Raw genomic sequence first — 12,578 nt, 5'->3', positions numbered from 1 at the left:
CGACCGGTGGGCACCGGAGCCGGGTGAGAGCCCGGACCGGTCGGCCCCGGAGCCTCCGGTGGGCCCTGGAAGGTTCGGTGGGCCCTGGAAGGTTCGGTGGGCCCGCCGGGAAGCCGTCACCAGCCCCCGTCGGGCACCGACTCCCGAAGCCGAGGGAGAACGGCCTCCCACACCGTGGTGAACCACACCGAGAACGGTGCCTCGGCTCGCAGCCGTTCCAGTTCTCCGGGGGTGACCGCGCGGACCTCCGCCACCTCCCGGGGGTCGGGGCGCGTCGGCCGGTCGGCGCGGCCGACGAAGAGGTGGTTGTACTCGTGTTCCACCAGCCCCGACTCCGGGTCGGGGTGGCGGTAGGTGACCGTGCCGGCCTCCCGGAGCAGGGCGGGCGCCATCCCGAGTTCCTCGCCGACCCGTCGAACGGCGGCGATGAGCGGCCGTTCCCCCGGGAAGGGGTGGCCGCAGCAGGTGTTGGACCACACACCGGGCGAGTGGTACTTGTCCAGGGCCCGGCGCTGGAGGAGCAGCCGGCCGTGGTCGTCGACGAGGAAGACCGAGAAGGCCCGGTGCAGGGTGCCCGGCGCCCGGTGCGCCGCCAGTTTCTCGGCCGTGCCCGTGGTGACCCCGTGCTCGTCGACGAGTTCGAGCATGATCGTGTCGGCGGGCGCCGGCGCGCGCTCGGGCGGTGCGGTTCTCGCGGTGTGGGACATCGCCGTCCTTCGTGCGTGCGGGTGGTGACTGCCGTGTGCGGCGTCGGGGCCGTGCCCGCGGACGGACACGGCCCCGGGTGCTCAGATGCGGTCGGCCGCGATGAGCAGGTAGTGGAAGCTGCGCTCACGGTAGGCGGTCAGGAAGGGCTCCTCGACGCCGGTGGCGACGGAGGAGTGGGACCGCAGCTCCCAGTAGGGGATGGTGGCGTCGGTCAGGTCCACCACGGAGATGGGAACCAGCCCGTTGGCCGCCATCGCCTTGAAGTAGGCGCTGCGCGGGTGGATGTTGCAGGTGTAGTGCTCGTCGATGCGGCTGACCGCCTTGGAGCGACCGCCGGTCACGTCGTTGTAGCAGCCGGTGATCGTCACGTAGCGGCCACCGTGACGGAGCAGGCGGGCGTGCTCGGCGAAGAGTTCGAACAGGTCCACGTACATGGTGGACTCGTTGTTCCAGCTCGCGCTCAGCGACCCGGTCTCCAGACCGGTGTCGAGCATGTTGCGGAAGTGGAAGCGCACCCGGTCGTCCACCCCGCGCTCGCGAGCCTGGGCGTTGCAGAAGTCCACCTGCTTGCGGGAGATGCTCACCCCGTCCACGGAGCAGCCGAACCGGGCGTTGGCCATGAAGCTCGTCCCGCCCCGCCCGGATCCGGTGTCCATGATCCGGTCCTGGGGCCCCAGCGGCCCGAGGTGGTCGAGCAGCAGCTCGGCCTGGGCCGTCTCCAGGCGGTGCATCTCCTCGATGATGCGCTGGTCCCGGGTCTCCTCGGGGCCCTCCAGGACGGAGGGGTCGTAGTCCCCCACCCCGTAGTGGTGGTGGTACAGGCCGTCCACGTCGCCGAGGCGGATGTTGACCGGGTCCTGTTCGGCGTTCCAGTAGGCGGCCACCGATTCCTGGTAGGCGGTGCGCAGGACCTTGTCCGCGGTCGAGGGCATGGTGTCGGTCATCGAGAGGAACTCCTTGTCGTCATGGTGTGCGCGGGCCGACCCGGTGGCCGGCCCCGCGGAGCGTGCGCTCGGTTCAGGCCTGAGCGGTGCGGTGATAGCGGGCGGTGCTGGCGTGCCACTCCCGGCTGCCACCCATCCAGGCCCACAGGCCCCAGAGGAATCGGCCCAGTTCCGGGGGCCCGGTGGCGGCCAGTGCGGCGGCCTCGGCCTCGAAGACGTGCATGAGCTCGTCGTGGATCGCGACGGTGCGCTCCATCGCCTCGCGGGGCGAGCAGCCGTCCTCGGTCTCGATGAGGCGGGGCAGGCTGAAGTCGTCGACGTCCTCCTTGCCCATGGAGTAGAGGTCGTTGACGATGACGCTGGCGGATCCGGCCAGGGTGAACACCCGCCGGACCTCGGGTCGGCCGAACTGCTCGGCGGGCAGCTCGTACCCGGCCACCGGGTCGATGAGGGCCATGCACGGCACGAAGCTGTTCTCGTGCCGGTGCATGAGGAACTCCCAGACCGGCGGGCGCTGCCCGGTGGTGTACCAGACGCCTTCCTGGTTGTAGGCGACGAACATGATGGCCAGTTCGTGCCGGAGCCTGCGCACCTGCTGCCAGGTGGCGTACCTGCCCAGGTTCTCGATGCTGGAGCGCAGGGCCACCGCGACGGGGTCGGCCCGCACCACCCGTTCCAGTTCGGGGGCGTAGCGGCGCGGCAGGTGCGCCTGGTCGATCACCGAGTGGGCGATGGCCAGGCGCTGCCCGAGCAGGTCGTGCCGGGCCTCCTCGACCTCCCCGTCGACGTAGTGGTCGTCCACCGACCACTCCGCCAGGGCGCACTTGGCTGCCGCCAGCAGCCGGTCGGGGTCGTCGGTCTCGGGGTGGGCGAGCATGATGAGCCGTCCGAACCCGGCGGCCCGCACCCGGTCGAGCTGACCCGGGTACACGCCGACCTCCTCGGCCCAGGCGACGAGCCGGTCGTCCACCTCGTCGCCGAGCGCGGGGTCGTCGCGCACCGCCGGAGGGCAGTACAGGACCGGCACGGGGTCGGCTCCCCCGCCCGCGACCCGTGACCCGGCCACCTCGGTCCCCATCGCTCCCGAGGACGGGAGCGGGCCCGGCGGGTGGACCGGCAGGGACGGGGTCCCGGTCCCCGCGCCGTTCGGCGCGGGGCCCCGCCCGGGCACCGGCAGTTCGGCGGGGCCCGGACGTCTGGGGTCGCGCAGCAGCGCGTCGACCAGCGCCGCCGTCTCTGGGGCGGCGGGCGCCGCGAACATCCTGGACAGCGATGACACCGTCTCACCCCTCCTTCGTCGGTGTCGTCTCGGGCGATGCGTCAGGCACGCGGCTTGACCTCGATGTTCTCCAGGATCCCGACCGCGTCGGGCACCAGGATCGCGGCCGAGTAGTAGGTGCTGACCAGGTAGGAGATCACCGCCTTGTCGTCGATGCCCATGAACCGGGCGTTGAGGCCCGGCTCCACCTCGTCGGGCAGCCCGACCTGGTGCAGGCCGACGACGCCCTCGTTGTCCTCGCCGGTGCGCACCGCGATGATCGAGGAGGTCCGGTGCTCGGTGACGGGGATCTTGCCGCAGGGCAGCAGCGGGATGCCCCGCCAGGCGGGCAGCCGGTTGCCGTTCACCTCGGCGGTGTCCAGGGCCAGACCACGCTTGTTGCACTCCTTGGCGAACGCCGCGATCGCCTTGGGGTGGGCGTACAGGTACTGGGTGTTGCGGCGCATCGTGATGAGGTCGTCCAGGTCGTCCGGGGTGGGCGGACCCTCCTGGGCCTGGATGCGCTGGCCGAAGTCGGCGTTGTTGAGCAGACCGAAGTCCGCGTTGTTGACCAGCTCGTGCTCCTGGCGCTCGCGCAGGGCCTCGATGGTCAGCCGCAGCTGGTGCTCGGTCTGGTTCATCGGCTTGTTGTAGAGGTCGGCGACCCGGCTGTGGATGCGCAGCACGGTCTGGGCGACGCTGAGTTCGTACTCGCGGGGGTGGAGCTCGTAGTCGACGAAGGTCTGCGGCAGCTCGAACTCGCCGAGGTGACCCGAGGACAGCTCGATCTCGGCCTCGCCGTACTTGTTCTGGCTCTGCTGCGGCAGGGATCCGAACAACTCCACGTGGAAGCTCAGCGACTCGGAGCGGTCCAGTGCGGCAGCGAACTCCTGCCTGGTCAGCGAGAGCACCAGGCCGGCGGTGTCGGCCCGGGCGGTGAAGTCCCAGGTCGGGCAGTCCTCGACCAGGTGCTCCTCACCGAACTGGTCACCGTCGGCGAGCACGCCCAGCCGTTCGCTGGCCCCGTAGTGGCCGGTCGCGATCCGGCTCACCCGGCCGTGCACGATCAGGTACAGGCGGTCGGCCGGGTCGCCCTCGGAGACCAGGACCTGGCCGGGCTCGATCTCGTGCTGGGTGAAGCGGTCGGCGAGGTCGGTGAGCACCTCCTCGTCGTCGAAGCCGCGCAGCAGCGCCAGCTCTCCGAGTTCGCGGGGGATGACCTTGACCTGCGATCCGGTCTGGTGGAACTCGATGCGGCCGTCGCCGAGCGTGTAGGACAACCGACGGTTGACCCGATAGACACCGCCCTCGGTCTGCACCCAGGGCAGGGTCTTGAGGACCCAGCGGGAGCTCTTGCCCTGCATCTGGGGGGCGGATTTGGTGGTGGTCGCCAGATTCCGCGCGGCCGCGGTGCTCAGGCTCTTCTGCTGACCGGTACTCACCTCGGGGGCTTCGGTCGACATCGGCCGTACATCTCCTGTGTGTCGTGTGCAGAACCCGTTCCGCGCACCCGAAAGGGACCCGGAAGAGGGAGGGGAAATCGAGAATCGGACATCCATCGCGGTTCGGAAGCGATTTCCGAGCACGCGAAGCCGACCACGAAAGCGCTGCTCACACTAGGGGCACAGAAGTGACGACCGCAAGGAGAAAGCCGAATTCACCGGCCAATCACCATGATCCATCATCCCATAACCCAAAAATACTAAGACCCTTAAAAATAAACCTTCGGATGCATTTCCGCGACCCATATCACACGCCTGCCCGAAAGATCATGAAATTTCATCCCCGGATCATCGTCCCCTTCGGAACGACATAAGGAATGAGGCACACGAAAAGCCGCGGAATCGTTCTGAGGGGGTGGTCGCCGCACCGGGTCTCGGTCCCGTTGGAGTGCGGGTTCCGGCCCTCGGGTCGCGCGGGGTCTCAGCAGCGGATCGCGACCGGTCCCCCCGCCCCGTCGAGCTGCGGGGGGTCGGGGTGGCACTGGGCCGCCCCCGTGGCGACGCGGTGGGCGCTCCACGCCGCCGCGGTCGCGTCGAGGACGTCGACGACGGGGACCGAACCCGCCTCCGCGAGGTCGTCGGGGGGCAGGATCCCGGCGGAGTCGAGCAGGCGGCGGCGTTCCGCCTGGCCGTTCCAGGTCTTCTTGGACCACCGGAGGGGGCGGCCCGCCATGACCCGGAACGAGAGCTCGGGGTGGACCTCGTGCAGCTCCGGCACACCGGCTTCGCGCAGGGCGTCGGCCTCCAGGATCCTCGGGAACAGGGCGTGGGACTGGCGACTGAGGCCCTTCCCGGTCAGCTCGCTGCACAGGGTGTTGGCGGCCTCGTAGCCGTCGGCCTCGACGACCCGTCTCGGGGGTATCCGGAAGACACTGGAGGCGTGCCCCTTCAGAAGCGCCGACACCAGCCCGTCGCACTCGCGCCACCCGTGATCGAGGAGGCCCAAGGGGATGTCGACCGCGACGGTCCCGGCCATGGAGGTCGCTTCGGCCAGGGTCGGGCAGAACCGGGCCCCGTCGAAACGACCGTCCACGAGACGGACCGCCACCCAGCCCTTCGGACACCCATCGATCCCCACCACGTCCATGCCACCAGTGTGGACGTCCGGATCGCGACAGCGCGTCAGCCACGCCCGGCGGATCCGAGGGCGGGAACGCGGAAGAATCGGACGGGCCCGGAAGCACCGCCCGCCGGGGCGGGCGCGAGCGCCCGACGAGGGCCCGGGGCGGCCGGCTCGTCGGCCGACGCCCCCCGAAGCGTCAGGTGGCGCCGATGGCGCCGCACTCCTGCTCGTCCATGTCGCGGGCGGCCTCCAGGTCGTAGGGATCCCCCTCGATCCACCCCTTGGGGCGTTCGCCCTCGGGCATCTCGTCGGGGTAGGCGGGCGTGAAGGTGTACTCGTCCCACAGGCAGTGGGCCGGGCCCGCCGAGCGCCACCAGTTCGGCCAGGCCTCCCAGCGGCCGTCACCGAGGTCGTAGAAGGACACCTCTCCGTAGTGCGAGGTGACCAGGCGCACCGACACCTTCTCCCCCGGCCGGGCGACCGGGTGCACGATCGTGTACTCGGTGCGCACCGCCAGGTAGTCCCATCCGGTCTCGTCCTGGGCCGTCTCGGCCCACATGCGGCCCTTCACCTTGACCACGTCGCCGATGGGTTCGGCGGTGCCGGGCGTCAGGTGGAAGAGCAGGGAGCGGGTGTCGAGGGCGGGATCCTCGTGTCCGGCGTTCTCCTGGTACCAGTCCCGGGCCTGTCCGGCGAGCAGGGATCGGAAGCGCATGTCGTCGCCCTCGAAGACGGAGGTCCGATCCAGGTAGACGGCGTCCAGGAACGCGCCGGTGACGTCATAGGCCTCCTGGATCCGGTCGGCGGGGTACTCCCCGATCCCGGCCGCCTCGGGCACGACGAACTCCTCGTCGTACCCCTCGGCCTCGGTACCGCCGAACGGGTCGTCGCGGTCGACCTCGTCATAGGTGATCGGGACGCCGGTGACGTCGCGGACGACATCGTTCAGCAGGTTCTCGGCGGGGGCGCAGGCGGTGAGGGTCGACGCGGCGACCAACGCCGCGCACAGCACCGCACGCGGGGTCAGGGGCATGGGGGATCCCGTCTTCACTTGTCCATCAGGGGATATGCGAACTTCGCACAGTTTTACCCCATTCCTCCGACAGGTCGGCGCCCCGGTCCCCGCTTCGTCCCCATGTGCCGCGAGCGCGGGAAAACCCCTTTCCCCGATTCCGGGCCCAGGGGTAGGTTCGCCCGGAGACGGACCACCGGAACCCCTCCGGAGCCGAGGAACTGAGGGAGCGCATGCGCACGAGCCCGACCCGCCTGTCCACCCCGCTCAACGCGGTGGTGTGCGAGCTGGTGCTGATGGCGGCCCCGGAGCGCCGCACCGTCCCGGGCCGCTGCACTCGGCCCGGGTGCTCGTGTTCGGGCTGGTGCGCTCGGTTCCCCAGGGGCCGAGGACGCCCCGAACACACCCGCAGAACCGCCACCCGCAGGAGCACGCGCTCCCCGGCCCTGCTCCACCGCACCCCCACCGGACGCTCCCGCCACGCCTGACCGCGACCTCGGCGCCGGACTCAGAGCGCCGGACTCAGAACAAGCCGAGCCGGTCCCCGGGGGCGGGTGGGCACAGCAGCGCGTCGCGGATCATGCCCGCGCCTTCCTCGGTGGCCGCGTCGTCGAGGCCACCGCAGAAGTCCGCTGCCGTGTCGTTACCGACCGGGCCGGTGTCCCAGGTGCCCGTGTCCCTCCCCGCATCGTTCATACAGGGGCAGCCTGCGGGGCGCCGTCGACCGTTTCGATATCCATCCCGGGAACCGCACCCGCCGTGGTGTCATGGAGCCATGACCTCCCTCACCCGTGAATCCCTCCGTGACATGGCCGGACACACGTCCTTCGACCGCGGCATCGACTACCTGGACCGGGTGTCCGGCCTCCTCCACCAGGGCGACAGCGTACGGGCCACCGTGTCGGGCACCCGCCGCTACCGCGTGGAACTGCGCACCGGGCGGCGGTTCTCCTGGGACTGCACCTGCCCGTGGGCGCAGGAGGGCAACTGCTGCAAGCACGTCGTCGCGGTGGCCTTGGTGCACCTGTACGAGCAGGAGCACGGGTCCACGGCGCCCGCCGTACCCGACCCCGAGGACTACCTGCGCTCCCTGGACCGGGAGGAGCTCCTCTCTGCCCTCCTGGCCGAGACCGACCGCTCCCCCGCACTCGCCCTGGACCTCCAGATGCGGGCCGCCGCCTCCGCCGCAGACCTCGACGCCCTGCGCGTCCTCTTGGACGGAGCCCTGCGCCTCACCGACACGGTCCCCTGGGAGCAGGCCGCCGAGTACGCCCGCGCCGTGCGCGGCGCGGCCGACGCCGTCGACCTCTTGGCCTCGTCCGGGCGCGTCGAGGAGGCGATGGAACTGACCGACCTGCTGCACTCCCTCACCGACGAAGCCGAGGACATGGTCGAAGACCCCGACGGCGAGGTCGTCGCCGCTCTGGAACACCTCCGCGCATCCGGCGGGTTCTGACCCCGCCCGCCGCGACCGGCCTCAGAGGAACCGGTAGTGGGCGTAGACCCTGTTCGCCTGCCCGGTCCAGAAGTTCAGCCTCTGGGCCGGGGAGGCCTTGGGGGTCAGCAGCCCCTTCTCCGCCGCCAAGGCGTAGAAGCCGGGGCCGGGGTCGTTTCCGCCCTGGTAGAGGGTGATCGCCGAGATCATGGCACCGACTTCGTCAAGGGTGCGCTCCACCGCCTCCCCGAGCAGGCGGCCCACAGCGGCCCGATCGTCCGGCTGGGAGAAATCGAAGGGGCGCTGTCCGGTACGCACCACGAGCGCGCGGTTCACCTCGGTGTAGGTCACGACCGCACCCGCCCGCGCACGCTCCTCCAGCACGTGCACGGTCGCGTCGACCAACTGCTCCCACTCGACAGCGGTCTTTCCGTACACGCTTCCTCCATCGCGTCGGCGCACTGCCGTGAACCGGCGGCCGGGGAGGCCGCACGGTGGCGAGAACCTATCCGAGCCCCGCGAGCCGCTCCAGAGTCTTAGGTCCGGAAAGCGACGGATCGCCGCACACCAACGTCCGGTCCCCGGATGAGCGGCAGCGGACACGGCATCGGCCGCCGTACCGGCGCTCACCAGACCGAACACGACGGCGATCAGCACGAGGACCCACGGGCCCCCACAGGCAAGGCATCCCGGCACCGCATCCGGCCACCACCCGACGGCCCGACGGAACGCCAGGAAAGCCATAATTCACTCCATGAAGGCATATGTCGGAGTCACTGACCGGCCCTGGGCCGAGTTCCTCGCGCAACGCCCCCACCTGAAGGAGATCAACTTCTGGCGTCCCTCGTCGGAACAGGGCTTCGGACGCATCGGCACCGGTGACCTGTTCCTGTTCAAGACCAAGTACCCGCACAACAGGATCGTGGGCGGGGCCGTGTTCAGCGAGTTCGCCCGGGTTCCGATTTCCAGAGCCTGGGAGGCCTTCGGCGAGGGCAACGGCAGGGAGTCCCCGGGAGAGCTCAGGGACGCCCTCAACCGGTACCGGGTCAAGAACGGAAAACCGGCGATCCGGCCCGGTGAGGACCCCCTGATCGGCTGCATCATGCTGCGCGACCCGGTGTTCTTCGACGAGGGCACGACCTTTCCGGCACCCCCGGACTTCGCGAAGAACCAGGTTCAGGGACAGGGCTTCGACGACATCCTCGGGGACGACCGGCACGCCGCGTACTTCACCCCGATCGCGGAACGCATCCTGACCGCCATCGGCGACCCCGTCAGCGACGGCCCCGAGAACACCGCCACCTGGGAGCACGACGGTCCGACCCGGGGCGGATACGGCCGGGTACGCCGACGCCTCGGCCAGCAGGCGTTCAAGCTGGCCCTCCTGGAGGCCTACGCGGGCCGGTGCGCCGTCACCGGCCTCGCCCTCCCGCCCGCCCTGGAGGCGGCCCACATCCACCCGGTCGCGGACGGCGGCCTGCACCGCCTGGACAACGGCCTGCTGCTCCGCGCGGACCTGCACAAGCTCTTCGACGCAGGCTACATCGCCGTCTCCCCCGACTTCACCGTCCGAGTCAGCCCCCGCCTGCACACGGGCGCGGCCGAGGAGTACACGGCCCTCGAAGGCATAAAGATCCGCCTCCCCGAGAACAAGGCCGACCGCCCCGCCGTCGACGCTCTACGGCACCACATGGAGACGGTCTTCATCTGACTCGATCCACCTGAGGGCCAGTAACGTCTCCCGAACCGATGCTCCGCCCTCGCCGGCCCTACTTCCGGGCGAAGGCGGGCCCGGCACGACACCGCGGGGCCATGCCCTGGTAAACGGACGGGACGAGCTGCATGCGGTCATGCCCGTATACAGCGGCTGGACGACCGCCTGCGCGCAGTCCTACACCCCCCTCACACCTGGTCGTGGCCGCCACGCGCCCAGCAATCTGAGAGCCCATCCGGTTTGCGTACGGGCGGGTACCTGCCCGTTCACCGACAAAGGCCGCAGCCAAGCACTCAGGTCGAAGAAGCCCCTCCGGGGACATGTGACGCGAGTAGGCGGGCCTGCAGTGTGTAGACGGTATTGACTCGGGGATCGACGCCGTTCCCGGTACACCATTGGTTGATCATCCTCATCGCCGTGAGAATGCGTCCCTTGACCTTCTCCCCGGTTACTTCCGCCTCCCCGCCCCCCACAACGGCCCTGATGAAAAGCTCCTCGATGTCGTCGAACCTGGTTTCGTCCTCCAGGGTGCATGAGACCCAGGTTCCGACGGCTTGCAGCGCGATTTCCTCATCCTCAGTGTCGAGCAGCGCTCCCCACAGGTCCGCGATGTAGTCGCCCATGCCCTGTCTGTCCAGGCCTGTGTAGGTGTTCATTCGGGTGAGGAGTAACGGAACACCGTGATCAGAAGCGGCCAGTGAACGAACGGCGAATCGGTGGGCCACCGACCTGCGGCCGTCCGAGGTACCGACTCCACACCACTCCTGCAAGAGTGCGTCGACGACGTCGAACCACCTCTCATCATTGCCCGCCAGATCCTCCAGAGCACGTAGCACGGCCCTCCTCACTCTGTCCGAATCCGCCTCAGCGAGCCACTTCAACCGAACGAGCGCGGACGCCGGGTTCACTTCCCCGTAGAGCGCGCAGGCGTAGGCGACCGCGACCGCCTGGTGTTCGGATACGGGGCTGCGCGCGGCGTCATAGAGACGTGCGCGCATGGCACTGCCGAAATCCGGCGAAGACGCGATCTCGGCGGCGAACACCGCCGCGCTCAGCCGAGTCTTGCCCTCTCGGGACCAGCGATTGAACAGATCGACCGTGAGGGCCTGGTCACGGCGCAGCAGGGCCAGTCTCGTCCAGGTGCTTCGAAGCGTGGTGGCGGGTTTCGAGCTCACCTCGGTGATCAGGGAGTCGGTCCAGGAACGCAGGGACTCACGCAGCCTTGGATGCTGCTCCCAGAGGTAGACCAGCACCGCACTCGCGTAGTCGGGCTTGCGGAACCGGACCAAACCGTCGGGCGCACGGTGTGCTCCGACCAGTTCGAGCGTCGGGTCCACGCCCAACCCGGTCAGCCCTCCGGCGTCTCCTGGCCCGATCTTCAATTCGTGTGCGAGCAGATCGGCGGAACCGAGGACATCGTCCGCCGAATTCCCCTCAAGGAACGCCGTGGTGATGAGGACGACCCTGGACCACACCTCGGCGTCACCGCCTCTGTGCTCCTCGAACCAACCGCGGATGTCCGACGCCCAGTCACCATAAGCGTCGATCGAGGTGCGGATCCAGGTGTCGAAACCGCCCCCGTCGTACCCGGAGTTCTTGATCTGGAACGCGATCCTGGCCAGGCGCGCCGCGTCGGCCGGGCTGGCCGTACGCATCAGCTCGGTGACACTGTTCCAGGAGACCCAGGCATTACGGATAGCGGCACCGAACAAGTGACCCAAATGGCGAGCGAGGACGTCGATGCCTGCAGGGCGCCGAACATGGAGTACGGGGACATGGATCAGTTCACCGTCCAATTGCCCGGGTCGGGCAACAATCGTCAGAGCCGCCTTCTCAGCGACGACTCGCGAGGCCAGGGCGGAAAGCTCACCCAGAGTCTTGTCATCGATCCTCCGCAGTCCTGAGACATCGACCAGGTATCCGACACCGGACAAGGGGTGGGTTCGGGACAGGAGGATGTCCGGGGCTTCGTTCTGGGACTCGGAGACCTTGACCGGGGAGCCAAGAGCCTCGCTCAGGGAGATCGAGTGAACGCTCAGACCGATGGACGAATGGAGAGCGATGGCCGCCGTCTCCCTACCGCTGCCAGGTTCTCCGACGAGGACCGCCAGCCGTTTCCCATCCTCGGAGAAATACTTCTGGAAGCGGTCGAAGTTCTCCTGATCGGCTGGAACGAAGGTCGCCTCAAGGTATTGCTGGTATTCGTTGCGCACTTCCTCGGTCGTCAGGCGCCCCATGTCGCCCAGGTAGATCGCCAGATGCCCGTGCAGGTTACCGATCTGCACCATCTTGAGGATCTGCCCCCAGTTGACCAGGGTGTTCTTCACCGTGCCGCTGACCGGCTCCGCCATGCTCTTCCCGACCGTTCCGCAGGGACAAATACAGCGCGACCACTAGTTCTACACCAGGGGTGACCGTTGGTGAACGTTCCGGCATCAGGTGCTCCTGACCGGTTCCGGTCAGGGTCTCGGAGTTAACGGCCGCGCAGGGCTGAACCATCGACGATCAGGGCCGACCGAAGGCGCGACCTTGTCGGCCAGATGCGGGTGGCGGAGATGAAGGGCTGAGGCCGGGTTCGGGGCCTACGGCGGTAGAGGGATTAGCAGACCACCCCGGCGAGGGTCGCGGATCGCGGTACACCCGGCCAAAGGTTCGAGTCGAGGCCAGGGCTGCGAGAAAGGTCGCGTCGTCGATCCCGCTTTCCTACATGCTGCGGCGGGGGTTCCGGGATGGGGGGAGCCCGGGGAAAGTTGCCGCGTAATCCTGAGCCCGTTTCACGTTGTAGGCGTGAACACGGTTGTGCAGACCACGATGACCCAGTGGCCTTCGGCCAGGTCACAGGCAGGGAAGAACCACACCTGACGGCGGTCGGCGACCCCGTTGTACCCCAAGAGGTGGTGAGCATGTCCACCGGAGCCGATCCGGGCCATGGCTCCGTGCCC

At 69.0% G+C, this 12,578-nt stretch carries 12 protein-coding genes; 3 read left to right on the top strand and 9 right to left on the bottom strand.

Going from position 1 to position 12,578, the window contains the following annotated elements:
- Positions 1 to 116: 116 nt before the first annotated feature.
- The 6 genes from idi to RM479_RS16575 all read right to left on the bottom strand — a co-directional run bounded on the left by idi (position 117) and on the right by RM479_RS16575 (position 6,508).
- Positions 117 to 707: an isopentenyl-diphosphate Delta-isomerase gene (idi, locus tag RM479_RS16600; protein WP_311512625.1), complete on the bottom strand. Its 591-nt coding sequence runs from the start codon at positions 705 to 707 to the stop codon at positions 117 to 119.
- An 81-nt stretch (positions 708 to 788) separates the two neighbouring features.
- Complete coding sequence (locus tag RM479_RS16595) at positions 789 to 1,652, bottom strand: geranyl diphosphate 2-C-methyltransferase (RefSeq protein WP_311512624.1); 864 nt, start codon at positions 1,650 to 1,652, stop codon at positions 789 to 791.
- A 73-nt stretch (positions 1,653 to 1,725) separates the two neighbouring features.
- Positions 1,726 to 2,931, bottom strand: a complete 1,206-nt coding sequence (locus RM479_RS16590; RefSeq protein WP_311512623.1) for a family 2 encapsulin nanocompartment cargo protein terpene cyclase — start codon at positions 2,929 to 2,931, stop codon at positions 1,726 to 1,728.
- A gap of 41 nt (positions 2,932 to 2,972) precedes the next feature.
- Positions 2,973 to 4,373 (bottom strand): family 2B encapsulin nanocompartment shell protein, encoded by a 1,401-nt coding sequence (locus tag RM479_RS16585; protein ID WP_311512622.1) that lies wholly within the window; start codon positions 4,371 to 4,373, stop codon positions 2,973 to 2,975.
- Positions 4,374 to 4,833: 460 nt separating this feature from the next.
- Positions 4,834 to 5,499, bottom strand: a complete 666-nt coding sequence (locus RM479_RS16580; protein ID WP_311512621.1) for a DUF429 domain-containing protein — start codon at positions 5,497 to 5,499, stop codon at positions 4,834 to 4,836.
- Between the two features lie 172 nt (positions 5,500 to 5,671).
- Positions 5,672 to 6,508 carry a hypothetical protein gene (locus RM479_RS16575; RefSeq protein WP_311512620.1) on the bottom strand — a complete coding sequence of 279 codons (837 nt, stop codon included), beginning with the start codon at positions 6,506 to 6,508 and terminating at the stop codon, positions 5,672 to 5,674.
- A 212-nt stretch (positions 6,509 to 6,720) separates the two neighbouring features.
- Between RM479_RS16575 and RM479_RS16570 the strand changes: the two genes are divergently transcribed.
- Positions 6,721 to 6,975 carry a hypothetical protein gene (locus RM479_RS16570; protein ID WP_311512619.1) on the top strand — a complete coding sequence of 85 codons (255 nt, stop codon included), beginning with the start codon at positions 6,721 to 6,723 and terminating at the stop codon, positions 6,973 to 6,975.
- A 34-nt stretch (positions 6,976 to 7,009) separates the two neighbouring features.
- Here RM479_RS16570 and RM479_RS16565 read toward each other — a convergent pair whose 3' ends face one another.
- Positions 7,010 to 7,183 (bottom strand): DUF4259 domain-containing protein, encoded by a 174-nt coding sequence (locus RM479_RS16565; protein ID WP_311512618.1) that lies wholly within the window; start codon positions 7,181 to 7,183, stop codon positions 7,010 to 7,012.
- A gap of 79 nt (positions 7,184 to 7,262) precedes the next feature.
- Here RM479_RS16565 and RM479_RS16560 point away from each other — a divergent pair, with 79 nt between their 5' ends.
- Positions 7,263 to 7,943 carry an SWIM zinc finger family protein gene (locus tag RM479_RS16560; RefSeq protein WP_311512617.1) on the top strand — a complete coding sequence of 227 codons (681 nt, stop codon included), beginning with the start codon at positions 7,263 to 7,265 and terminating at the stop codon, positions 7,941 to 7,943.
- Between the two features lie 21 nt (positions 7,944 to 7,964).
- On the opposite strand, the gene RM479_RS16555 is transcribed toward RM479_RS16560, so the two are convergent.
- Positions 7,965 to 8,360 (bottom strand): hypothetical protein, encoded by a 396-nt coding sequence (locus RM479_RS16555; protein WP_311512616.1) that lies wholly within the window; start codon positions 8,358 to 8,360, stop codon positions 7,965 to 7,967.
- A 316-nt stretch (positions 8,361 to 8,676) separates the two neighbouring features.
- On the opposite strand from RM479_RS16555, the gene RM479_RS16550 reads away from it, so the two are divergent.
- A complete protein-coding gene (locus RM479_RS16550; RefSeq protein ID WP_311512615.1) occupies positions 8,677 to 9,633 on the top strand; it encodes an HNH endonuclease in 957 nt (318 codons plus the stop codon).
- A 296-nt stretch (positions 9,634 to 9,929) separates the two neighbouring features.
- Here the strand turns inward: RM479_RS16550 and RM479_RS16545 are convergent, their stop codons facing one another.
- On the bottom strand, positions 9,930 to 11,987 hold the full coding sequence (locus RM479_RS16545) for a hypothetical protein (RefSeq protein ID WP_311512614.1): 2,058 nt from the start codon (positions 11,985 to 11,987) through the stop codon (positions 9,930 to 9,932).
- Positions 11,988 to 12,578 lie beyond the last annotated feature (591 nt).

Origin of the sequence: Nocardiopsis lambiniae, from assembly GCF_031845465.1 — a bacterium.
In the GTDB taxonomy this organism is placed as follows: Bacteria; Actinomycetota; Actinomycetes; order Streptosporangiales; family Streptosporangiaceae; genus Nocardiopsis; species Nocardiopsis lambiniae.
Note: the sequence above shows the minus strand (reverse complement) of the source record. Positions and strands in the feature narration are given on the sequence as shown.